We start from the raw sequence: 21,705 nt of genomic DNA, 5'->3' as shown, positions 1-21,705 counted from the left end.
TGGCGCAAGTCTTCCATGGGGCGGGAACAGCGCTGATCGCAGGGATCAGTAGCGGTAGTGGTCAGGCTTGTAGGGACCTTCCACAGGCACATTGATGTAGTCGGCCTGGTCCTTGCTCAGCTCGGTGAGCTTGGCGCCGATGCGGTCGAGGTGCAGGCGGGCGACCATCTCATCGAGGTGCTTGGGCAGCACGTACACCTGCTTGTCGTACTCATTCCCCTTGCTGAAGAGTTCGATCTGAGCCAGCACCTGGTTGGTGAAGGAGTTGCTCATCACAAAGCTGGGGTGACCCGTGGCGCATCCCAGGTTCACCAGACGGCCTTCGGCGAGAAGGATGATCCGGTTGCCGCTGGGCAAGCTGATGTGATCGACCTGGGGCTTGATGTTGTCCCACTCGTACTGCTTCAGGGAGGCCACATCGATCTCATTGTCGAAGTGACCGATGTTGCAGACGATCGCCTCGTTCTTCATCTTGACCAGGTGCTCGTGGCGGATCACCTGGTAGTTGCCGGTGGCGGTCACGAAGATGTCCATCTGATCGACGACGTCCTCGAGGCGGACCACGCGGTAGCCCTCCATTGCCGCCTGCAGGGCACAGATCGGATCGACCTCAGCAATGCAGACGGTGGCACCAAGGCCGCGCAGGGACTGGGCAGACCCCTTGCCCACATCGCCGTAGCCCATCACCAGGGCCTGCTTGCCGGCCACCATCACGTCGGTAGCGCGCTTGATGGAGTCGACCAGCGACTCACGGCAGCCATAGAGGTTGTCGAACTTGCTCTTGGTAACCGAGTCGTTGACGTTGATGGCGGGGAAAGGCAGTTCGCCGCTCTTCTGCATCTTGTAGAGACGGGCCACGCCGGTGGTGGTCTCTTCGGTCACACCTTGGATCTGCGCCTTGGTGCGGCTGTAGAAGCTGGGATCTTCTGCAAGCTTCTTCTTGATTGAAGCGAACAGGAAGGTCTCCTCCTCATTGGAGGGATTGTCGAGCACACTGCTGTCTTGCTCGGCCTTGCTGCCCAGCATCACCAGACCGGTGGCATCACCACCGTCATCCAGGATCATGTTGGGGGAACCGCCGTCGCCCCAGGCAAGGATGCGGTGGGTGTAATCCCAATACTCCTCAAGGGTCTCGCCCTTCACAGCGAAGACGGGGATGCCACGGGCGGCCATGGCGGCAGCAGCGTGATCCTGGGTGGAGAAGATGTTGCAGGAAGCCCAGCGCACTTCGGCGCCCAGCTCCACCAGAGTTTCGATCAGAACGGCGGTCTGGATCGTCATGTGCAGGGAGCCGGCGATGCGGGCACCCTTCAGGGGCTTCTCGCTGCCGTACTTCTCGCGCAGAGCCATCAGACCGGGCATCTCGGTCTCGGCGATGTCGAGCTCCTTGCGCCCGAACGCGGCCTGGTTGATGTCCGCAATGATGTAGTCAGCGGCGACCTGCAGGCCGGTCGTTGCCGTGGGTGTTGCCACCATGAGTTAAAGCTCCCTGGGGAGAACGTGGACGGGAATCTCTGCAGAGTCGCCGAGGCTTCGGGCTCGCCAGACCTTCAATCTACAGATGGCACCTGGATCCTCGAAGACCTGGAAGCCACCCGCGCCCTCGGCCTCGCCTTGGCAAGGCGTCTACCGGCTCGATCGCTGCTGCTGTTGCAGGGCCCGCTTGGCGCTGGCAAAACCTCGCTGGTGCAGGGTCTGGCGGCCGGCCTGGGCATCGAGGAACCGATCACCAGCCCCACCTTCGCCCTCGCCCAGCACTACCCCAGCGGCACCCCGCCGCTGGTGCATCTCGATCTCTATCGGTTGGAGCTCCCCAGCGCCGCCGATGACCTGTTTCTGCAGGAGGAAGAGGAGGCGACTTCCATGGGTGCCCTGCTGGTGGTGGAGTGGCCCGAGCGGCTGAGCCTCGCCCTGCCTGACGCTTGGCGGTTGGAGCTCAGCCAACGGCAGGGTGTAGGTGCCCAAACTGAGGGGCGACTGGCTCGGCTAAGCAAGCCGGTCGTTCAGGCGGAAACTGGAGCGGGTGCCTGAGCCAGAAAAGCCTCCACATCGGCGGCTGAGGGCTGGGGGTCAATCCCTCCAGCCCCGGCGCACACGAGCGCACCACAGGCTGCTGCGAACCGCACCACCTGCTCTACCAGCGCTTCACTCAGAGCGAGGGGCTGCCCAACAGCCGGGGTCAAGCGCACCAGCTGATGCAACAGGCCTGCGGTGAAGGCATCGCCGGCACCGGTGGTGTCCACCACCCGAGGAGGCGCCAGCACCGGCATCGCTCCGGTGTGACCGGCAATGCACCAGCGCACGGGATCGCCGCCGTCGGTGACCACCACATCGGGGCGTTGGGGCAGCGAAGCGCTGATCAGCGCAGGATCAGCACTGCTGAAGAGCCAGTCGGCCTCCTCCCGCGCCAGTTTGAGCAGCGCTGCCCGCTCCAGCAGGGGAGCCATGGCCGCCAGGGCAGTCGGATCAGGGCCCGCGGCCGGGGAAGCGGAGGGATCCCAGAAAGTGGGCCGCCAGTTCACATCAAGGGCGATGCGCACATGATCGCGATTGGCCTGAGCCACAGCTGCTTGCAGGGCCGCGGCCGATGCCTCGCTCGCCAAGGGGATGGTGCCAATCAACAACCAGCGCAGGGCCGAAGCCAGGGGTGCCCAGGCCACCTCAAGGGGGGCTCGATCCAAGGCCTGGTCGGCGAAACCGTCACCGTGATCGCCGGCGAACCCCTGAAACACACGCTCGCCATCGCTGTGTCGGCGCACGAGCACCACCCGAGTCGGCCGCTGCGGATCCCACTGCAGACCGCGCAGATCCACATGACGATCCTGAAGCAATTCATGGAAACTGGCGCCGATTGCGTCATCACCGAGCCGGCCAACGAAGGCAACGGGCGTGCCCAGCCGCGCCAGGGCGCAAGCCACATTCGCAGGAGCACCACCGAGCCGGTCATCGCAGTCTTCAGGGGCAGCGCTGGAGGGATCGCCACCGAGGGGACCGAGTCGATCCACCAAAGCCTCACCGAGACAAAGCACCTGCGGCGACGACTCAGCCATGGATGGAAGAGAGCGATGGAACGAAGCGATTCCTGCAGCGTGGCCAGAGAGCAGCCAACTGCCAACAGCTCTTTCCAATCAACAGCTATTGGCGGTCCACAGCCATTAGCGATCCACAGCCTTAACTCGCCTGGGGCAGATCGACGGTTGAGTCAGAGGTGGAATCAGGGGTGGAGTCTGGGCTGGAATCTGCGATGGAGTCGGCCGCAGAGCTGCCAAGGCGCTCCTGGAGGGCCGCGATGATCCGCGTATTGGCGGCAGGGAAGGGATAGGCGTCGAGGTCTTCAGGCCGCACCCAACGCACCTGCTGACTGGCCAGGGGCTGCGGTTCGCCTGAGTTCCAACGGCAGAGATGCACCTCAAAGCGGAGCTTTTTGTGGCTGTAGGCATGCTCGAGGCTGATCAGACACTCACCCACCTCCACCTCAATCGCCAGCTCCTCGCGCAGCTCTCGACTGATGGTGTGCTCAATGGCTTCGCCCGGTTCCTGCTTGCCGCCGGGAAACTCCCAAAGCCCCCCGAGCAATCCCTCGTTGAGCCGTTGATCAATCAGCACCTCGCCGGCATCGTTGAGCACGACGCCTACACCGATCACCTGAAAGGGAATGGAGCGGGAGGGTTCGGCCACAGGGAAGGCATCAGGCGTGCCGGAAGCGTAAGCAGCGCAGCGGTCCTGCCAGGGGCAGCGGCCGCAGGCTGGATTGCGCGGCGTGCAGAGGGTGGCGCCCAGATCCATCAGAGCCTGATTGCAATCGCGGGCGCGACCTGGCGCGGCGGCAATCAACGCCTCACTCCACCGCCAGAACTGAGCCTGCGAACGCATCGGAGGGCGCGGATGGGCCTGAAGGCGCGCCAGCACCCGGCGCACATTGCCATCAAGAATTGCCAGGGGGTTGTTGAACGCCGAGGAGAGAATGCCGCCAGCGGTGCTGCGTCCGATGCCGGGCAGCGCCAGCCAGGTTTCCAGCTCCTGGGGCCAGGCAGCGGGATCCGCGGAAGCTACGGAGCCAGGCCGGCCGGCCGTGATCTGCTCCTGCATCTGCCGGGCCGCGGCCAGCAGCCGCCGGGCACGGGAGTAGTAGCCCAGGCCCTGCCACTGCAGCAGCGCCGCCTGCTCATCAGCAGCGGCCAGGGCCTTCAGCGAAGGGAAGGCCGCTATCCATCGCTGCCAGTAGGGCAACACCACCCGCAGCTGGGTCTGCTGCAACATCACCTCGGCAATCCAGCACTCCAGGACATTGAGATGTTCATGGGGCTCGGGCCACCTTCCGTCCTTGGTGAACATCCACGGCTTCAGCGCAGGATCCTTCCGGCCGTGGACTTCCCACCAGGCCAGCAGGGAGTGACTGAGCTCAGCCGCTAGAGGACTGAAGTCGCGATGCTCAGCGCTGCGTCGTTGACCCATCAGGCAGCGACCCAAGCCTGGTCACTGCCCAGCAGCTTTCCCGACAAACCCAAGCGCTGCAGGATCCGACCGATCTGCGCCGGAGCCAGTGGCTTTCCCGTGCTGCTGAGCTTGCCAACCCCTGCAAGCGCATCAGCCATGGCCCTGTAGCTCAAGCCTGCACGAACCATTGGCTCAAGAACCCCGCGCAGTCCCTCCGCCTCAGCAATGGCCTTCTGCTTGCGCTCCGACGCCTTCTGAGCAGCACCTTCCCGGTACCCCCCAAGACACACGCCTCGGGCCTTGGCCGCGGCCAACGCTTCTTTAGTTCGCTCGCTGATCCGACGTGCCTCGAACTCAGCAACGCTGGCCATCATCGTGAGAACCATCCGACCAGCACTGGTGGTGGCATCAATGTCTGGCAAGTCGCAGAAGATGAAGCCACCCATCCCGTTCTTTTCTGCCTCGTTGGCGAGCTTCAAGACGAAGCCAGCATCACGAGCCAGACGATCGATCTTGGCAACAGCAATGACAGCCTTCTCCGCGCGAGCCTGAGCCAGAGCCGCGGCCAACTGAGGACGATCGTTCTTCCGACCGCTCTCAACCTCCACGAATTCAGCCGCAATCACAGCCCCCCGCTCGGAAGCCATTACTTCAACCTTGGCCCGCTGCGCTTCGAGGCCCAGGCCGGAGTTTCCCTGGCGATCTGTACTGACCCGGTAGTAGGCCAGCCAACGACTCGGACTCAGAGGACGATCAGGCAAAGACAACGGGAATCCAGTCGGTTGTTCCACAAGTCTACGTCGGTTGAACCTGTAACAGCGAACTTTATTGATGGGTAGTCAGCGCATGCCATGAAGGCCGACGCTGAACTCAATAAAGCCCCGAGTTATCCACCTTCAGAGCTACCGAGTTCTCCAGCACGATTCGTGCTGTCTGCGCATCGATGCCAGCAAGAGCCTGGAACTGGTCTGGACAAAGCTCAACTCGCGATAATGCGGAGCTTGATCTCATTTGTCTCCTAAAGGAATCCATGAAGGCTTCGCGTTTTGCGCACCTGTGTTCAACTGCCTTGCGACAGAGCTTGGTCGGAGCCTTCGTGGTCGTCTCTCTGCTTTCAGCGAGTCAACCGGTTGAGGCGCATGGTGATGCGAAAGGGGATGGTGAGATGCCCGTCACTAGTGGTGCGACCGGGCCACAGATAACGGTGTATCGATCGGCGAGTTGCGGTTGCTGTACGTCATGGGGATCCCACATCGCTTCAGCGGGATACCGCATTGAGGACCATGTCACCGAGGACATGGATGCCGTGAAGAAGGCGCGTGGTGTCAGTCCGCAACAGGCTTCTTGTCACACCGCTGTGGTGGAGGGATACGTGATCGAAGGGCATGTGCCTGCTTCTGCGATCCACCGTCTTTTGTCGGAACGGCCCAATATCCGTGGCCTGGCAGTTCCAGGGATGCCAATGGGTTCCCCTGGGATGGAGGTGGCAGGCGTTGAGGCTGAACGTTTCGAGGTGCTCGCTATTGCCCATGACGGAACAACCTCCGTCTTTGCGCGCTACTGAGCGGTTTCAGGGAGACCGCTTCGGGGAACGGGGGTCATCGCGATGGTTTTAACAGCATCGCTGCACCCGAAACTGTGACGATGACGGTGAGCCCACCCAAGAGCATTGGGTAGACGGGCTGAAGATTCAGAACACCGAAATTCCCGGTGTGGATCTTCAGCAGCCAGAAGGCATCAATGTCTTGCTCCAAGAGCAAGCTGTAGAGAGATCCCGTGCCTGCGGTGATCAGCAACGGAACAGCGGCGATTGGAACCAGCCAACGGTGAACTTTGCGTGCTCGCCGTGAAAGCGGTCGTTGGTTCATTGCTTGCGAAGTTGGCGGTGGAGTTTACGCTCATCTGCGCAGGGCATCCACTTTCCGTTGTTCTGATGCAGCGTATTGCAACCAATCTCACTGGCACGTTGTTGCGCGTCAGCTTTGGATTGGTAGATGCCTTTGCTGTGAGCATGGCTGGCCATGGGATGGACAACGAAAGCAGCGACGAGGGCGAATGAGATGGAGATCCATCCCATCATCGTTGTGGTGAAGGCATTAAAAGTGATTGCTTTCACAGCGCGAAAAGGCCATCAAATTTGTAGTAGTCCGGCTTATTCAGTCCTCCGCTTTGCAGCATCTTGCGGAGTTCGATGATCTCTTTGCGCTGGGCGACGATGATCTCGCGCGCCAGGCGAAGGACGGTGGGGTTGGTGGAGTTTTGCCGAGCCTCATGTGCCATCTGAAGTGCGCCTCCATGGTGCTCAATCATTCCCTCTAAGAACCACTGCACCCTGTTGTCGCGCGTTGGCTTCGTTCCCGACATGCGCATCGCGGCAATCACATCAGGACTCATGCGCACCAGATCTGCCATGGAGTTGGGGTCCCCGTTAGGGCGCAATGCCACGGGATAAACCGGTGCATCCGGATACCAGGCCTTGCGCCATTGGCGCATCGCCTTGATCTCACGGGCCTGTTCGTCCCAGATGCTGTTCGCAAGGGCTCCCACCCCAGGGGCGCCGATATTGAAGACGTACTCACTCATCCGCAACGCACCGGCGTGGTGCTCCACCATGCCATCGATAAAGCGCAGGTCGTAGGTGCTGCCTGCAGGGCCCACCGAATGGTCATGCCCATGGTGCGGCTGTTGGCTCGGTTGCCGTTGATGGTGGTCGTGGTTGTGATCGTGACCTGAGTGATCCATCGCCGGCTGTGCCACGGACACGGCCGGTAGCCAGAGGGAGGCAAAGGCAACCAGAGGAAGAAGGCGACGCATGTCGGACAGCACGAGTCCAGATAGTGTCTGGTCTCCCCTTACAGGAGAGTCAATCCCCGTGACGGCTTCGGATGCGTTGCTCAAGATCGGTGCGGTGGCGGAGCGCAGTGGCGTTTCGGTGAAAACGATCCGCTTCTACTGCGACCAGGGCCTGCTCCAGCCGGTGGCGCGCTCTGATGGGCGCTACCGCCTGTTCGACGACTCGGTGTTTGCCGAGCTGGCCTTGATCCGCCGTCTGCGGGCCATGGATCTACCGCTGGCGACGGTTGGCACTGTGCTGGGTGCACGGCGATCCGGGATTTGCACCTGCAACGATCTCCAGGCCACGATCCGCGGCAAGTTCACCGAGATTCAGCAGCGCGTCCACGAACTACAGAGCCTGGAAGCCGAACTCAACACGATGCTGAACACCTGGGAGCGCTGCGGCGGCCGTTGATGCGTTGCGCGATCAGCGCAGTGCTCAGGCTTCGATCAAGATGTTGCCCATCATGCCGAGCTCCTCGTGATCGAGGATGTGGCAGTGATACACGCTCTTGCCAGCAAAGTCGCTGAAGCGGGTGCGCACGCGCACGGTTTCGCCAGGGCGCACCAGCACCACATCCCGCCAGGCCCGGTAGGGCTCAGGCCTGCCATTGCGGCTGATCACCTGCATCGGATTCACATGCAGATGGAAGGGGTGATCCATCACGCCTGTGTTCAGCAGCTCCCAGTCCTCTGTGTCTCCCAATTGCACGCGCGTGTCAATGCGCCCATGGTTGTAGCTCTGGCCGTTGATCAAAAAGGCCATGCCCATGCCTGGTGCCATGCCGTGATTCATCACAAATCGGCGCGTACGCAGCGGGCTGGGGAGCTCCTCCACCGCTAAGAGCTGCTGCGGCAGAGGCTGCGGCGCTACAACGCCATTGGTGCTCACCGTTGCGATGACATCAGCTTGTTCCTGGCCAGACACCGCTCTCCCCATACCCATGCCCATACCCATGCCCATACCCATGCCGCCCATCATTGGGCGCCCCAGGCGCCTGTAGGGGAGGTTGTTCAAGCGAAACCGACCACCTTCGGGAGCCACCTGCACCAACACATCGGCACGCTCGCCGGGCACCAGCAGCAACTCCTGCAACGGCAGTGGTTGCTCCAGTGCACCACCATCAGTGGCAATCAGATGCATGGTGTGACCCTCCAGCGCCAGTCGCCAGAAGCGGGCATTGGAGGCGTTGAGAAGGCGTAGGCGCAGCAAGCCGCCGGCTGCAACCTGCAGCTCGGGCTTCACCTGGCCGTTCACGCTCAGAATCGAGCCTTCTCGGCCAAGCATCACACCAGAACCGGAGCGCTGGTTGGCGGCTGGAAGATCCTTGAGCACAAGCACTTCTTCCTGGGCCGCCTGCACTTCAGGGATGCGATCGAGATCGCCTCTCACCAGCAGCGCACCACCCAGGCCACCAAACACCTGGTCAGCCACCGTTCCATGGTGATGGGGGTGGTAGTAGAAGAGGCCCGCCGGGTGATTGTCCGGCAAGGAGAAGCTGTAGCTCTGTCGCTGGCCAGGAGCAACCCTCAGGAACACATTGTCGGCTGCTCCGCTGGGTGGAATGTGCAGGCCGTGGTAGTGCAGATTCGTTGGCTGAGTCAGGCGGTTGTGCAGCTGGATCCGCACCGCATCACCAGGCTGCAGTTCAAGCTGGGGGCCAGGGAGTAAGCCGTTGTAGGTGAGTGCCCGTCCTGATGTGCCAGGGATGCTGATGGACGTTTCCTGCGCTACCAGATCCAGCTCCAGCAGGCCAGCTTGAGAGCGCACTGGCGACGTCGCCGCCGCGTTGATGCTCCTCCGTGGATCTGCGTCCCAGCCATGGCGCAGAGCCGCGACTGAGGCTGCTGCAGTGCCACCGGCTGCCAGGGCGAGAAAGGAGCGCCGGCTGATCACAACGCACCCCCAGAAGCAAGAGCCATCACTGGCTGAATCAACATCGCCAAACCCATCAGCCCCATGATCAGATTCTCAGCGAAGCTCACCACCCCCAGCGGTGTGCGGGAGTTGCCGCCCACGCAGGCACAGTTCAGTGCCAGGTGATCGACGAACACGGCTTTGCCGACGGAGACCATGCCCATCACACCGAGAAGCACTGCTGTCACGCCAATCACAGCTTCAAGGCCCATACTCTCGGCCGATTGCAGCATCCCAAGTCCCACCAATAGCTCAACAGCGGGATACAGTTTTCCCCAGGCCTGCCAACGCTGCGTGAGCAGGTCATATTTGCGGAAGCTTGCAGCGAATGCCGCAATATCCATCAGCTTGAGCATCGCCAACAGGCAGATCGCCAGGCCCATGTAGCCCCGGATTTCGCCCCCTAATGCCAGGTTGATCAACAGAGCGCTCAGGAACACAGCGATCACTGGTGCGTAGGACACCTCTGCTGTTTCCGCGGTGTCACCAAGCCGTTTCGCCAGCTCGGTGTAGCCCCCAATGCGCTCCGCGCCGGCAAACACCTGCGGCGTGGTGGTCACACCGTGGGCATGCTTGAAGGCTTCCACCTCCGCCTGGCTGCGCAGAGGATGATCCTCAAACGGAATCCCCTGGGCGCGCAGGAGCTGAAGCGCGCGCTGCCCCCACGGACAGGCATGCTCGGGCGTCTCCATCCTGTAGAGACGCACAGCGCTGAGTTCCGGCTTAGCCATCACCCTCCACCGTCTGGAAGGCTTGGGTCCGGCCGGATTCGGTGAAGGTGAACACCGTGTAGCTCTCTGTCTTGAACGGTGATTCCATGCCGGGCGAACCGAGCGGCATACCGGGTACGGCAATTCCGGCCACCTGTGGGCGTTCCTTCAGCAGCCGCTGAATCGCCGACACTGGAATATGACCCTCAACCGTGTAACCCCCAATCCGGGCGGTGTGACAGGACTGCAGCTGAGGTGGAACGCCGTAGCGCTGCTTGATGCTCGCAAGGTTGCTCGTCACGTAGTCCTTCACTGTGAAGCCGGCTTGCCTGAGGTGGTCCAGCCAGCCTTTGCAGCAGCCACAGCTTGGGGAGCGATAGGCGGAAACCACCGCAGGCACAGGTATGGCGGCGACTGGAGGCATCAACAGAGGCACAGGAGGACGGCGACTGCTTCCACCGTAAACACTCCAGTCGGTGGAGAGTCAATGGGGTGGCTCAGCCGCCGGAATCTCCAGGGAGAAGCAGCTGCCGCATCCAGTCCTGGAGTGCACCTGGATTGCTGCGCGATGGCGGACGGCGATGGCTTGCGCGATGGCCAGCCCCAGCCCACTGCCACCCTGGAGGCGTGAGCGAGACGGATCCAGTCGCGTGAAGCGATCAAAGATTCGGCCCTGCATCTCCTCAGCGATGCCAGGTCCGTTGTCGGTGATTGAAAGCTGGAAATGGCGACCCTGGTGCTTCAGGGAGACGTCGATCGCGCCACCTGCTGGGCTGTGCTGCATCGCGTTGCTCAGCAGATTGATCACAAGCCGGCTGAGTTCTGTCTCCGCCCCAAGCACCTTGGCACTGGACATCCATGACGTGTGAATCAGGCTCACCTGAGCAGCCGCAGCTGTCTCTGAAAAATCCTCCATCACATCGGCCGTGATCTCGGCGAGATCACACACCGTTGCCGGCTCCCGCTCGCAGGGTCGTTCAAGGCTGGCGAGCAACAACAGGTCGCCGATCAGGTTCTGCAGGCGCCGGCCCTGGACAAGCACCCGATCCCAGCTCTGGATTGACGGCTGTTCAGCCACCATGGAACGTGTGGGGCGTTCTGCCTCCACCAACGCCAAGAGATTGGCAAGAGGCGTGCGTAATTCGTGCGCGACGTCAGCGCTGAACTGCTCCTGACGCTGATAGGCCTCTAGCAGTGGTGCGATCGCCAATCCAGCCAGCCACCAGCTGGCCGCGCCGATCGCCAAGAGCGCACTCAGAAAGACACCATGACCCAACCACAACACCTGTTGGGCTTCCCGATCGAGATCGTTCAGGCTGCGTGAAATCTGGAGGAAGCCCCACACCGGTTCTCCGCTGCCGTTGGAGTGGTGGAGATGGATGGAATAGGTGAGCCAGCGCTGGCCGAATGCTTCTTGCGTGAGCTGCCAACCTTGATCCGCAGCTGGAGATACAGCCTCCGGAGTCCCGGGAGAGCTGGCGATCAGAGCACCGCTTTGATCGAGAACACGCAGCTTGTAGCGGTCGGGATCAGTGGCACTGATTACATGGCGTTCAACCAGTGAATCTGGTGCCTTGCAAGGCTCTCCTGCGATACAGAGGCCCGGCAGAACCGCAACGAGTGCGGATGTGGGCCGGGCTCTCTGCGGCAGGACAGGCTTAAGACTGTCGTGCAGGGTTCCGGCAAGAGCCTGCAGTTCACGTCGGATCGCACTCTCCTGGCTCTGCAGCAACAGCCTTCCCATCGCGAAACCCGCGCCGTATAGGAGTGCACCCATCACCAGCAAGGAGAGTCCCGCCAGCCTCAATCGAGCTTGAAACAACAGGCGATGCGCCGGCGTTCGGATGGTCATCACAGCAACACCGCAGCGTGCGGATTCAGCCGATACCCCTTACTCGGGACGGTTTCAATCGGGGAAGCAAGCCCATGAGCAGCAAGCTTGCGCCGCAGCAATCGCACTTGAGCTGCAACAACATTGCTGATGGGATCTTGCTGGAGATTCCACAGTTGGTTGCGCAAGCGAGAGCCTGAAATCACCTGACCTGGGTGATCCATGAGATAGCTCATCAGTTGCTGCTCTTTCGTGGACAGCTCAATACTCATCTCAGCTGTGGCTGTTGTCACGACCAGTTGCCCCGTGGCGAGATCCAGCCGGAAGCAGCCGGCTTCCAGGACTGGTGCGCGATAGCTGGGATGACGCCGCTGCAACGCCCGTACCCGTGCGAGAAGTTCCTCCATCGCAAATGGCTTGCTCAGATAGTCGTCCGCGCCGGCATCCAGCCCCTCGACCCGATCGGCTGTGTCGCCGCGTGCCGTCAGCAGCAAGAGCGGCAGCTCCAGGCCCCGCGATCGCGCTCGCCTACACAGATCGAGGCCGCTGAGGTCTGGGAGCATCCAATCGAAAATCCCCAGCTCATAGCGGGCCTGATCACTGCCAAGCAGCACCCAGGCGTCCTGGCCGCTGACGCAGTGATCCACCACATGCCCGTGGTCCTGCAGAACGGCCTGGATGGATCCCGCCAGATCCGTCTCGTCCTCCACTAACAGGATCCGCATGGGCATCAGCGTGGCGGATCAACGAGGCTCAGATCCTAGTGCGCGCAGCCGGTTTCATCTGTTTTTCATCCCGGTTGCGCCATCCTCCGCCCATCCACTGCTTCCTCAGGCCTTTGCTTCTACGAATCCTCCAGCTGGCGGGAAGCGCCAGCCTTGCTGCAACGGCTCTGCTGGCCTCCCCCATCGCAGCCCCCCTCGCTCTTGCCCATGTGGGCCATGGCGATGAGTTTCAGCAGCAGGGCGACGCACGCCAGGTGCGCCGCAACGCCGAAACCGATGCCCTGTTGGGGGTGGCCACGGCAACGCCGGAAGAAGGGCCGGATGGGCTCTCGGTTCCCTCCACTGCTCTAGTCGATGCGAATGGCAAGCCACTGCTGTTCGTGCAAACCCAGACCACCTACGACCCTGTTCTCGTGGTGACGGGTTCCAGACAGGGTGACCGGGTTGTGATCACCGAGGGCCTTGATCCCACCGACGAGGTGGTGATCTCTGGCGCCCTCTCGCTGTACGCCGAATCGAAGAAGACACCACAGGCTGAGCCGGCAGCAGATAACAAAGCCGCTGCGCCACAGGACAGCGCGACGGCGAGCCCGTCCGCTCTACCCATTCCCGCCCTGGCAGCTGGCGCGGTTGTCGTACTCACCGCTGGGGCTATCTGGCTGAACCGCCGCAGGAAGACGGATGCTTGAGCGGTTGCTCAACACAACGCTGCGGTTTTCGATCGCTCGCCGCTGGCTGATCGTTGCCGCAGCCATCGCCATCAGCCTCTGGGGCCTGCTGGCGGTGAGCCAGATGCCCCTGGATGTGTTTCCCCCCTTCGCGCCGCCGCAGGTGGATGTGCAAACCAGCGCCGCTGGGCTCTCACCGGAAGAAGTGGAAACCCGCATCACGCTGCCGATCGAATCGGCAGTGAATGGCATTGCCGGGGTGGAGACCGTGCGCTCCTCCTCCAAGCCGGGTTTGTCGATGGTGCAGGTGGTGTTCAACCAGAACGCCGACATCTACCGCGCCCGCCAATCCGTGGCGGAGCGGCTGCAACAGGTGAGCGCCCAGCTGCCCGCCAACGCCGACGCTCCCGAGGTCTCCCCACTGGTCTCGCCACTGGGCACGATCCTGCAGGTTGCCTTCACGGTGACCGGCGATGGCGCCACATCGCTCATGGATCTGCAGCAGCTGATCCTGCGCTCTTACCGCCAGTCAATCCTGGCGGTGCCCGGCGTCGCCCAGGTCACGATCTACGGCGGCGATGAGCAGCAGTTTCAGGTGCTGCTTGATCCCCAGGAGCTGCAGGCTCAGGCTGTCTCGCTCCAGGCGGTGATGGAGGGTGTTGGCTCGGCGATGGCTACCAGCCCTGGGGGCTTCCTGATCGGGGGTGGCCAGGAGCGGTTGATTCGCCCCCTGGCTCAGGTTACGCAGGTGAGTGATCTCGCCGATGCGGCGGTGCAGAGCGAGCAGGGACGCCCGGTACTGCTCTCCACCTTGGGCCAGGTGAAGCGCGGTGTGGCGCTCAAACGCGGTGATGCCAGTTTCAACGGAAATCCCGCCGTTGTGCTGATGGTGATCAAGCAGCCCGATGTGGATACACCCACCGTGACTCGGGCGGTGGAGCAGCGGCTGACTGAGTTGAACCGCACGCTGCCTAACGATGTACAGGTCCAGACCACATTTCGTCAGAGCAATTTCATCGATAGTGCCATCCGCAATGTGAGCGAGTCGCTGCTCCAGGGGGTGGTGATCGTTTCGGTGGTGATCGTGCTGTTTCTCATGAACTGGCGCGCCGCCGTGATCAGCCTCATCGCCATTCCGCTGTCACTGCTGATTGGCCTGATGTTGATGAAGAGCCTGGGCCTGGGCATCAACACCATGACCCTGGGTGGGCTGGTGGTGGCGATCGGTTCGGTGGTCGACGACTCGATCGTCGACATGGAGAACTGCTATCGGGGGCTGCGCCGCAACCGGGCCAGCGACACGCCCAAATCGCCCCTGCAGGTGGTGTTCGACACCTCGGTAGAGGTGCGCCAGCCCGTGCTGTTCTCCACCGTGATCATCGTGGTGGTGTTTGCGCCGATCTTTTCGCTCACCGGCGTGGAAGGGCGCATCTTTGCGCCGATGGGCCTGGCTTATCTTCTCTCCATCGCGGCCTCCACATTGGTGGCGGTGACCCTGTCACCCGCGTTGTGCGCGATCCTGCTCGCGCCTGCGGAGCTGCCAGAGGAGAACACCTGGCTGGCTAACCAGGCCGAGCGGCTCTACCGCCCGATCCTGGATCTAGTCCTGCGCTCACCCCAGCGGGTGTTGGCGATCGCACTGGCCCTGATCGTGGCAACCACCCTGATCTTGCCGGCCTTGGGGCGGGTCTTTCTTCCGGAATTCCGCGAAAAGTCATTGGTGAATTCGATGTTGTTGTATCCAGGTGTGTCGTTGGAGATGACCAACCGAGCAGGGCTGGCTCTGACCCGTTCCCTGCAAGACAACCCTTTGTTTGAGTGGGTGCAGGTGCGCACGGGCCGCGCTCCAGGCGATGCCGATGGAGCTGGTGTGAACCTGGCTCATGTGGATGTGGAACTGAGTGACAAGGCCATGGCGAATCGGCCCGCTGCCATCGCCGAGCTGCGGCAAACCTTTCTTAAGCTTCCCGGCGTAGCTCCCAACATCGGCGGCTTCATCTCCCATCGGATGGATGAAGTGCTCTCGGGGGTGCGCAGTGCCATTGCAATCAAGATCTACGGCACCGATTTAGGCGAACTGCGCCGCATCGGTGAGGCGGTGGAGAAGGCCATCAAACCCATTGATGGAGTGGTGGATCTGCAGTTGGAACCGCAGCTGCCGATTCCCCAGGTGCAGATCCACTACGACCGCCCGCTCGCGGCGGCGCTCGGGCTCACGGTGGAGGAGCTGTCGCAAGCAGTGGAGATCGCGCTCAACGGCAAGGTGGTGGGCCACGTGGTGGAAGGGGGTGTGCGCAGCGATGTGCTCGTGCAGCTTCAGGAGAATGCTCGCCAGAACCTGGAGGCCATCCGCTCGTTGCCGGTGGCCTTCAGCAATGGCATGACCGTTCCTCTCGGCAGTGTTGCCTGGGTTGAGGAAGGTCTGGGGGCCAACATCGTCAACCGAGAAGATGTTTCCCGCTTGATTGTGGTCTCGGCCAATGTCAACGGTCGGCCCCTTGGCAGTGTGGTGAAAGATATTCAGCGCACCATCACCCGGGATGTGCGTTTACCTCAGGGCTACACCATTCGCTATGGCGGTCAATTTGAATCAGAAGAGCGGGCAACCGCGTCTCTGGTCTTCTACAGCGCTGTTGCCGCAGTGGTGATCGGTGTGCTGATGGTGATTTCGGTGAAATCAGTGCCCGCCACAGTGGCGATCATGCTCAACCTGCCCCTGGCCCTGATCGGAGGTGTGGTGGCGGTGTTGCTCACGGGAGGAGTGCTATCGATCGCCTCGTTGATCGGCTTCATCACGCTGTTTGGCATCGCCGTGCGCAATGGGTTGTTGCTGGTGGACAACTACAACCGCCGCCACGGCGCAGGGCAACCCCTGGGCGAGGTGATCCGTGAGGGAAGCCTGGAGCGCCTCAACGCCATCCTGATGACAGCCCTCTCCTCGGCACTCGGAGCCTTGCCTCTTGCACTCGCTTTCGGGGCCGGGAATGAAATCCTGCAACCGTTGGCTGTGGTGGTGCTCGGTGGATTGATCACCTCCACGGCCCTGACCCTGCTGGTGCTCCCGGCGCTCTATGCACGCTTTGGCCATTGGCTGCTGCCCGCCCGCGACGGTTCGGCGTCGTCTCTTGCCTCTCTCCCGTCATGAACCTGAGCCTTAACCACCTCACGCATCACCTGCGCCAACCCGGCGTGCTTCTTCCTCTGGCGATCTCCGCATCTCTGCTGGTTGGAATCGGTGTGGGTCGCCAGAGCAGCCGGCCGGTCTCTGCGCCATCGGTTGCGGCGATGGACCGTGCGGATGCCAATGGCAGCGTGGCTCTCAGCGAAGACCAGCTTCGGCGATTGGGATTGACCACTGTTCGCCCCGAACTGAGCTCGGGCACGGAACGTCCGATCACTGGTTTTGTTGAAGCAGCAACATCGTCGCGCTCAAGCGTGGGGATGCCTGTGGCGGGACGTGTTTTACGTCTGATGGTGTCACCGGGCACCCGTGTTCGTGCTGGCGAACCGATCGCAGAAGTCCAAAGCGCTGATGCGGCTGCTGTACGCGCCGATGCCGATGCAGCGCAGGCCACGGCGCACTCGCTCGCATACCTGTACCGCCTTGCCGAACCCATGGCACGGCATGGTGCACTCTCGACCCAGGAGCTGGAAAGCCGCCGCATCGCCAGCGTTACAGCCGCGACGACAGCCAGGGCAGCCGCTGCCAAGGCTTCAGCGCTAGGGAAGCCTGATGATTCAGGGCGTCTGTTGATTCGCAGTCCAATTGCCGGTCAGGTCACTGCTGTGAGCACCTCACCCGGTGCCGTCCTGTCTGTGGGGGAAGACGTGGCCCAGATCAGTGATGTCACAGGGGGTGAGCTTCGCTTCCTCGTGTCACCGGGACTCGCCACGAACATCAGGACCGGACAGCTGCTGCGCGTTCGAGCGGGAGCTCAGACGCTGCAGGCACGGGTGATCGCTGTGGCACCTGATGCGCAAACCGCCGGGCGCGTGATGCTGCTCCGCGCGCAACCTATTGATGCTCAACTCCCACCGATCGGAACAGCTATCACGGCCTTTGTGCAGATCCCATCCTCCGAGCAACGGTTCATTGTTCCGCAGGATTCCATTGCCCTGATCAATGGATCACCGGTGGTCTTTCGCTATCAACGGGGGGCTGTGGAACAGGTTGCTGTGGTGGTGGCCCAGCAAACGGCGGGGCAAGCGGAAATCCTTCAGGGTGTTCGTCAAGGTGATGTGCTCCTGAGAGGCAACACGCAGATGTTGCGCAACGCACTGGATGCTTCCAAGGACAGCAGCCAGAACTGAGTGAAGTTCAGCAACCCGATCAAACCGATGGCATCCTTGAGATGCGGTCAACTCTCTGGCTTCGCTGCGGCCGTGCTGTTCGGATGCAGCGCCCCACTGATCAGTACGTTCACGGCCAGCGGTTCGTCCCTGAGCATTGCCGGGTTGCTCTACGCAGGGGCGACTCTGGCTCTGGCGATTGTTCGGCTGATGAAAGGCCGAACCCAGGATGAAAGCCCCCTCCAAAGTCGTTGAAGCGGGTGCGCGCTTGGACGGTTTCTACATGCTGCACAAAAGGCCGCATCGAGGCCAGCCTCATCAATCCATCGCATGGAAGACCTTAGAGCTGAACGCCGGAGGTTTTCTGGAGCCAGATGGCGCTGACGGGGACCAGCTTCAAGAAGCTCTCATGCTGTGTTCACTCCATCTTTCCGTCAAAAGTCTTCGTTAGTTCGAAAAATCTTCAAGCAGCCCTGCGACCCCAAGAGCCGTCGCCTCGATGTTCATGGCACCCTCCAAGGCCTTGCAGGCCGCGGCCATTACGGAAGGAAGCTCACGCCCTTGGAGAACGGTGCCAGCTTCCAGGTGATGCCTGACGCTGCGCTCGACCATCGCCAGTAGCTCTTCAGCTCGATCTCCAACGGTGCGAGCTCGTGCGAGCTGCTCTTGTCGGAACGTCTCAAGCTGGTATTTGCAGCGCTCAAGGTCCTCCTTCGTTCGTGCCTCTGATGCCTGCTGAAGCATCCCGGAGTCGTAGTCAGCCAGACGCTCGTTCCAGCGCCACTGTTCTGCTCGTCGGCGCAGGGTTGATTCAGAGCAGCCCACAACATCCGCTGTCTGACTGAACTGACGACTGGGGCCAAAGTCTCGATGCAGCAGGAGCTGCTCGAAGGCATCTGCGGGCTCACCAGGGAGTTGTGGGAAGGAGTTCATCGACTTGTGCGCTTTCCAACAGGCTTCCAACGGGCTTCAAGCAGCGTCATCGAGCTTCATCCGGAAGAGCCAAACCGTTCGGATTGGTGGTGATTTTGTAGCTGCTCAGAGTGATCTAGCGGGCAGCATTCCCAGCGAAGTGGACGTCCTCCAGTCGCCTCCCACTGCTTCTCGATGAAGGCTCTACGCCTTCTCTCCATCCATCCTGAGGATCTATTGGGTTGGCCCTTGTAAAAGGAATCAAGATCGGTTCTAAAGGAAGCCAAGAGAGAGAGGTAACTACTCCAGGCTTCCGGTTGTTATCGACATTCCGAACGAACCTGAACAAGCCCAGGTAACTTGAAGGGTTGGCATTTCGAGGTAGTTGCCACCGCTTCGGAACACTTGCAACGAGAACAACAACTGCTCTCTTGCCACTTCTGTGGCGAACTTAAACAACCTCAGGAGTAGCTCCCTGAGCCGGATAGCCACCTCGTTTGGGTTCATTGGCCCTGTGTGTGCGAGGTGGTCGGTCCGGACCTTCCTCACACACAAACCCAATGCGCAAGAACTTTCAGGGCCTCAGGCCCCACACAACTGAGCAACTCAGAGCCGAGTTAGTTGTCGACCATCTGATTAATCTTGACGATTACATCCGCGGAGCGATCACGCTTGGCGCTGATGAAGGCTGGCGTGAGGCGTTAAATCGCAAGGCACAGGAGCAGATCAAGGAGGTCAAAGAAAATCTCAACCTGCGCCCTAACGAGGTCGCCTGGGAAGAGCGCTCCATCACTCGCAAGACGGACTACAGGTTCCGAGAAACTCCGCCCGAGAACTGGAACATCTACAGCGTCGGGATGACCAACAAAGGCGTGCTTCTGACCGGACTGCACTTTGCAGGCCAACGCAAGCACCCCAGCATCCGCACCCGAGAGAAGGGTGAAGTTCGCTTCGACTGCACCGGCACCCAGGTGAAGGTCTACCTCCCGCCGTTGACGTGGGAGTACGCCTTGCATCTGCTGGATCATCACGGGTTCATCTGCACTCGGGAGGAGTACACCCCGGAGATGGCATGGCAGTTCATCTTCAGTAACCCGGCGGTCCCCATCTGGGTCGAGGAATCAGCCCTTAAGGCGTTGTCTGCGACCTCCCATGGTCAGCTCGCCGTCGGCATTAACGGCATCAACTCAGCAGGGCAAAAGACCCGATCAGATCGCCTCCGTGTGCCCCTGCAGAAGCTCGCGAAGGGTGGCCGTCGGATGATTGTCAGGTTTGACAACGGCAGCAACTCTGAGCGCGCTGCGCAGCGAGTAGCAGGGCAGCTGAATCGAGCTGGAGCTGATGCCAACTGGTTCACCTGGACAGATCCAGGCAAGGCCAAGACGGACGACTACTTCGCGGCGAAGGGCAAGGCACTGGTCGCCGGCACGTTTGACCGCTCAGCCGATCAAACCGACAGCTTCAACCTGAACGAGGGTCAAAAGGGCCATTACTCCCGACTGAAGGGCAACTGGCGGACGACCACGATCGATCGCGAGTTCGAGCCGGAGGACCTGGTCAAGGCGCGGATGCAGGGGCGAATTATCGCCCTGGAGGGCCCCACGGGTACTGGCAAGACCAAGGCCTCAGTCGGTGCCATTGACCTGATGGAGCAGGCCCTGGGCCACAAGGTCATCGTGCTGGGTCTGTATCACCGTGCCTCGCTGGTCCACAAAGGCGCTGCTGAGTTCGGTGTCAGGGACCTCAGCTCATCCAGAGGCACGTTTGAGCGTGAACGTGGAGAGCGCAGGGACGGTCTGTTCTGCTGCTGCGAATCGATCAAGAAGGACAGCGGCGAGTTGGACATGTGGAGATGGAGCCACGACCTGGAGGAGAACCCCAGGCCAGCTGTGCTGTTCCTTGACGAGCTCACCCAAGCAACCCTGCATCTGCTCCTGGACGGGACTGACGGGATGAGAGACAGCAGGCGTGAGGCGATCCGGTCAGTTGAACGGTTGATACGAAACCCAGAGCTCATCATCATCGCTGCTGAAGCGGGCATAGGCGACATCGAGCTGGAATGGCTACAGGCGCTGTCTGGTGTTCAACCTCAGGTCATCAACACCACGTTTCGCCGGCAGTCCGACCTGTTCTATGGCGCCGCTACTGCTGACAACATCGACAAGCTCCAGCAGCTGTGCGGACAGACCATCGATCAAGGCCAGCAGGTCTGGCTCTCGATGGGCGAAGCAGAGTCACTGAAGAAATTCAGCGCACCTTTTTCTCGCAGCTTTCTGATCCACAGCGACAACTCCTCATCCTTGGAGGTCGCTGAACTGATGTCCAACACCAATGCGGTCGCAGGTCAGTACACCTTGGTCGGATACAGCCCATCTGTGGTCTCTGGCATCTCGTATGAGGCCTCAACCGTTGGCATCGCTGCTTGTGTGCAGCAATTCGCGATGGCCCCCCAAGACGCCATGCAAGCCGTCGCCAGGGCACGAAGCGCAGATCGGCGGATCATGCTGTCGCCTGTCTCAGCACCGATGGCAAAGATCGGAACTGGGCGGACATCACAAGAAGAGGTCAGCCGTGCCAGGTTCACTGCGATCGACCCGAAGATGCAGGAGCTCTACCGAGACCACCTGAAAGGCGTTGACCCGGCAACCGTGCGCTACTCAGTCGCCCTCGAAGCTCGGGTCAACTATGAGGCCGTCAATAACGAGCACGTGTTGGCATGCCGCCTCAAGGATCAGGGCTACACGCTCCGGCCGTTTGACGAGCTGATCAGCGACAACGCTGTTGTTATCCCGAAGGCTCAGCGGGATAAACAGAAAAAGCAGGCTGAACTGAGCCGCCGGACCCAGCTGATCCATGAGGTCATGACTGGTCAGAAGACCATTGACCAGGCCAACTCAGAGGCCAGTAGGGAGACCAAGAACGGCATTTGGGTGGACCTGGCAGCGGTAGACCCCAGCCATGCCTATGTGTGGATGCTGCGCGTCAGGGTGCATGACCTGATCGCTGCAAGGTCATTCACTGTCGATAGCGCTGAGTTCCGCGCGATGGCAGCAGAGGTGCAGAGCCTGAATAAGCACGAGGCACGGGAACTGCGAGACATCCTCGGTGGCCGCGTCACCATTCCTGGACCAGACGACGACGTCCCCGCAACGTTCGCCAAGGCGCTGCTCAAGGTGGCGGGGTTCACCACCCAGAGGCAGAGGCTCCAGGTTGATGGCGTCCGTACCTACCGCTTTGAGGTGATCGCGTTGGAGCTGTCCCCATTCTTGTAGTGGGGTCTATAGATCTACACACCCCACTACAAAAACAGGGCAACGTCCAACATCTTTCCAGTCCATAGAGTCGCCACACTCAGCTCGAAGCAAAGAAGACTGTTGAT

At 61.3% G+C, this 21,705-nt stretch carries 21 protein-coding genes; 8 read left to right on the top strand and 13 right to left on the bottom strand.

The window, feature by feature from the left end:
• Positions 1-45: 45 nt before the first annotated feature.
• The gene (ahcY, locus tag CWE16_RS02475; RefSeq protein ID WP_131592654.1) at positions 46-1,476 is read right to left on the bottom strand and encodes an adenosylhomocysteinase; all 1,431 of its coding nucleotides are present in this window, start codon (positions 1,474-1,476) and stop codon (positions 46-48) included.
• Positions 1,477-1,500: 24 nt separating this feature from the next.
• Between ahcY and tsaE the strand changes: the two genes are divergently transcribed.
• Positions 1,501-2,031: a tRNA (adenosine(37)-N6)-threonylcarbamoyltransferase complex ATPase subunit type 1 TsaE gene (gene tsaE, locus CWE16_RS02470; protein WP_131592652.1), complete on the top strand. Its 531-nt coding sequence runs from the start codon at positions 1,501-1,503 to the stop codon at positions 2,029-2,031.
• Here tsaE and CWE16_RS02465 read toward each other — a convergent pair.
• The 3 genes from CWE16_RS02465 to CWE16_RS02455 all read right to left on the bottom strand — a co-directional run bounded on the left by CWE16_RS02465 (position 2,004) and on the right by CWE16_RS02455 (position 5,204).
• A complete protein-coding gene (locus CWE16_RS02465; protein ID WP_131592650.1) occupies positions 2,004-3,050 on the bottom strand; it encodes a carbohydrate kinase family protein in 1,047 nt (348 codons plus the stop codon). The two genes, tsaE and CWE16_RS02465, sit on opposite strands and share 28 nt — an antisense overlap.
• A gap of 121 nt (positions 3,051-3,171) precedes the next feature.
• The gene (gene mutT, locus CWE16_RS02460; RefSeq protein WP_131593013.1) at positions 3,172-4,455 is read right to left on the bottom strand and encodes an 8-oxo-dGTP diphosphatase MutT; all 1,284 of its coding nucleotides are present in this window, start codon (positions 4,453-4,455) and stop codon (positions 3,172-3,174) included.
• On the bottom strand, positions 4,455-5,204 hold the full coding sequence (locus CWE16_RS02455; protein WP_236629520.1) for a recombinase family protein: 750 nt from the start codon (positions 5,202-5,204) through the stop codon (positions 4,455-4,457). The genes mutT and CWE16_RS02455 overlap by 1 nt, the downstream gene beginning before the upstream one ends.
• Before the next feature lie 530 nt (positions 5,205-5,734).
• Between CWE16_RS02455 and CWE16_RS12235 the strand changes: the two genes are divergently transcribed.
• Positions 5,735-6,001 (top strand): DUF411 domain-containing protein, encoded by a 267-nt coding sequence (locus CWE16_RS12235; protein ID WP_236629519.1) that lies wholly within the window; start codon positions 5,735-5,737, stop codon positions 5,999-6,001.
• A gap of 34 nt (positions 6,002-6,035) precedes the next feature.
• On the opposite strand, the gene CWE16_RS02445 is transcribed toward CWE16_RS12235, so the two are convergent.
• The 3 genes from CWE16_RS02445 to CWE16_RS02435 form a co-directional block, all read right to left on the bottom strand.
• A complete protein-coding gene (locus CWE16_RS02445; RefSeq protein ID WP_131455619.1) occupies positions 6,036-6,305 on the bottom strand; it encodes a hypothetical protein in 270 nt (89 codons plus the stop codon).
• On the bottom strand, positions 6,302-6,460 hold the full coding sequence (locus tag CWE16_RS02440; protein WP_236629541.1) for a DUF3721 domain-containing protein: 159 nt from the start codon (positions 6,458-6,460) through the stop codon (positions 6,302-6,304). The genes CWE16_RS02445 and CWE16_RS02440 overlap by 4 nt, the downstream gene beginning before the upstream one ends.
• 89 nt (positions 6,461-6,549) lie before the next feature.
• Positions 6,550-7,251, bottom strand: a complete 702-nt coding sequence (locus tag CWE16_RS02435; protein ID WP_131592648.1) for a DUF305 domain-containing protein — start codon at positions 7,249-7,251, stop codon at positions 6,550-6,552.
• Positions 7,252-7,309: 58 nt separating this feature from the next.
• On the opposite strand from CWE16_RS02435, the gene CWE16_RS02430 reads away from it, so the two are divergent.
• Positions 7,310-7,687 carry a MerR family transcriptional regulator gene (locus CWE16_RS02430; RefSeq protein ID WP_236629518.1) on the top strand — a complete coding sequence of 126 codons (378 nt, stop codon included), beginning with the start codon at positions 7,310-7,312 and terminating at the stop codon, positions 7,685-7,687.
• Between the two features lie 24 nt (positions 7,688-7,711).
• Here CWE16_RS02430 and CWE16_RS02425 read toward each other — a convergent pair whose 3' ends face one another.
• Genes CWE16_RS02425 through rppA form a run of 5 tightly spaced genes read right to left on the bottom strand, consistent with a single transcriptional unit; the run spans position 7,712 to position 12,456 of the window.
• A complete protein-coding gene (locus CWE16_RS02425; RefSeq protein WP_330848514.1) occupies positions 7,712-9,169 on the bottom strand; it encodes a multicopper oxidase family protein in 1,458 nt (485 codons plus the stop codon).
• Positions 9,166-9,921 (bottom strand): MauE/DoxX family redox-associated membrane protein, encoded by a 756-nt coding sequence (locus CWE16_RS02420; protein WP_131592646.1) that lies wholly within the window; start codon positions 9,919-9,921, stop codon positions 9,166-9,168. The genes CWE16_RS02425 and CWE16_RS02420 overlap by 4 nt, the downstream gene beginning before the upstream one ends.
• Entirely contained in the window at positions 9,914-10,324 is a 411-nt protein-coding gene (locus tag CWE16_RS02415) for a DUF411 domain-containing protein (RefSeq protein WP_115070381.1), read from the bottom strand. Before CWE16_RS02415 ends, CWE16_RS02420 begins: the two co-directional genes overlap by 8 nt.
• 60 nt (positions 10,325-10,384) lie before the next feature.
• Complete coding sequence (gene rppB, locus CWE16_RS02410) at positions 10,385-11,752, bottom strand: two-component system sensor histidine kinase RppB (RefSeq protein ID WP_131592644.1); 1,368 nt, start codon at positions 11,750-11,752, stop codon at positions 10,385-10,387.
• The gene (gene rppA, locus CWE16_RS02405; protein ID WP_115070524.1) at positions 11,752-12,456 is read right to left on the bottom strand and encodes a two-component system response regulator RppA; all 705 of its coding nucleotides are present in this window, start codon (positions 12,454-12,456) and stop codon (positions 11,752-11,754) included. The genes rppB and rppA overlap by 1 nt, the downstream gene beginning before the upstream one ends.
• Positions 12,457-12,569: 113 nt before the next feature.
• Between rppA and CWE16_RS02400 the strand changes: the two genes are divergently transcribed.
• From CWE16_RS02400 to CWE16_RS02385, 4 genes are read left to right on the top strand one after another with little or no spacing between them, the layout of a single operon-like run.
• On the top strand, positions 12,570-13,145 hold the full coding sequence (locus tag CWE16_RS02400; protein ID WP_236629517.1) for a hypothetical protein: 576 nt from the start codon (positions 12,570-12,572) through the stop codon (positions 13,143-13,145).
• Positions 13,138-16,269 carry an efflux RND transporter permease subunit gene (locus tag CWE16_RS02395; RefSeq protein WP_131592642.1) on the top strand — a complete coding sequence of 1,044 codons (3,132 nt, stop codon included), beginning with the start codon at positions 13,138-13,140 and terminating at the stop codon, positions 16,267-16,269. The genes CWE16_RS02400 and CWE16_RS02395 overlap by 8 nt, the downstream gene beginning before the upstream one ends.
• Complete coding sequence (locus tag CWE16_RS02390) at positions 16,266-17,435, top strand: efflux RND transporter periplasmic adaptor subunit (RefSeq protein ID WP_131592640.1); 1,170 nt, start codon at positions 16,266-16,268, stop codon at positions 17,433-17,435. The genes CWE16_RS02395 and CWE16_RS02390 overlap by 4 nt, the downstream gene beginning before the upstream one ends.
• Before the next feature lie 27 nt (positions 17,436-17,462).
• Positions 17,463-17,669, top strand: a complete 207-nt coding sequence (locus CWE16_RS02385; protein WP_131592637.1) for a hypothetical protein — start codon at positions 17,463-17,465, stop codon at positions 17,667-17,669.
• A gap of 192 nt (positions 17,670-17,861) precedes the next feature.
• Here the strand turns inward: CWE16_RS02385 and CWE16_RS02380 are convergent, their stop codons facing one another.
• The gene (locus tag CWE16_RS02380; RefSeq protein ID WP_006853920.1) at positions 17,862-18,347 is read right to left on the bottom strand and encodes a hypothetical protein; all 486 of its coding nucleotides are present in this window, start codon (positions 18,345-18,347) and stop codon (positions 17,862-17,864) included.
• A 539-nt stretch (positions 18,348-18,886) separates the two neighbouring features.
• On the opposite strand from CWE16_RS02380, the gene CWE16_RS02375 reads away from it, so the two are divergent.
• The gene (locus CWE16_RS02375) at positions 18,887-21,598 is read left to right on the top strand and encodes a DUF3854 domain-containing protein (RefSeq protein WP_006853922.1); all 2,712 of its coding nucleotides are present in this window, start codon (positions 18,887-18,889) and stop codon (positions 21,596-21,598) included.
• Positions 21,599-21,705: the final 107 nt, after the last annotated feature.

Source organism: Synechococcus sp. BS55D (assembly GCF_004332415.1).
Taxonomy (GTDB): domain Bacteria; phylum Cyanobacteriota; class Cyanobacteriia; order PCC-6307; family Cyanobiaceae; genus Synechococcus_C.
The sequence above is the reverse complement of the archived record's forward strand: the minus strand, read 5'-3'. Positions and strand labels throughout refer to the sequence as shown.

Bases quoted from the DNA above. Each gene is read 5' to 3' on its own strand.
- CWE16_RS02435 (WP_131592648.1), bottom strand. From the start codon at position 7,251: ATGCGTCGCCTTCTTCCTCTGGTTGCCTTTGCCTCCCTCTGGCTACCG.
- rppA (WP_115070524.1), bottom strand. From the start codon at position 12,456: ATGCGGATCCTGTTAGTGGAGGACGAGACGGATCTGGCGGGATCCATC.
- CWE16_RS02390 (WP_131592640.1), top strand. From the start codon at position 16,266: ATGAACCTGAGCCTTAACCACCTCACGCATCACCTGCGCCAACCCGGC.
- ahcY (WP_131592654.1), bottom strand. From the start codon at position 1,476: ATGGTGGCAACACCCACGGCAACGACCGGCCTGCAGGTCGCCGCTGAC.
- CWE16_RS02385 (WP_131592637.1), top strand. From the start codon at position 17,463: ATGGCATCCTTGAGATGCGGTCAACTCTCTGGCTTCGCTGCGGCCGTG.
- CWE16_RS02380 (WP_006853920.1), bottom strand. From the start codon at position 18,347: ATGAACTCCTTCCCACAACTCCCTGGTGAGCCCGCAGATGCCTTCGAG.
- CWE16_RS12235 (WP_236629519.1), top strand. From the start codon at position 5,735: ATGGATGCCGTGAAGAAGGCGCGTGGTGTCAGTCCGCAACAGGCTTCT.
- rppB (WP_131592644.1), bottom strand. From the start codon at position 11,752: ATGACCATCCGAACGCCGGCGCATCGCCTGTTGTTTCAAGCTCGATTG.
- CWE16_RS02445 (WP_131455619.1), bottom strand. From the start codon at position 6,305: ATGAACCAACGACCGCTTTCACGGCGAGCACGCAAAGTTCACCGTTGG.
- CWE16_RS02465 (WP_131592650.1), bottom strand. From the start codon at position 3,050: ATGGCTGAGTCGTCGCCGCAGGTGCTTTGTCTCGGTGAGGCTTTGGTG.
- CWE16_RS02440 (WP_236629541.1), bottom strand. From the start codon at position 6,460: ATGGCCAGCCATGCTCACAGCAAAGGCATCTACCAATCCAAAGCTGAC.
- CWE16_RS02415 (WP_115070381.1), bottom strand. From the start codon at position 10,324: ATGCCTCCAGTCGCCGCCATACCTGTGCCTGCGGTGGTTTCCGCCTAT.
- mutT (WP_131593013.1), bottom strand. From the start codon at position 4,455: ATGGGTCAACGACGCAGCGCTGAGCATCGCGACTTCAGTCCTCTAGCG.
- CWE16_RS02420 (WP_131592646.1), bottom strand. From the start codon at position 9,921: ATGGCTAAGCCGGAACTCAGCGCTGTGCGTCTCTACAGGATGGAGACG.
- CWE16_RS02375 (WP_006853922.1), top strand. From the start codon at position 18,887: ATGCGCAAGAACTTTCAGGGCCTCAGGCCCCACACAACTGAGCAACTC.
- CWE16_RS02395 (WP_131592642.1), top strand. From the start codon at position 13,138: ATGCTTGAGCGGTTGCTCAACACAACGCTGCGGTTTTCGATCGCTCGC.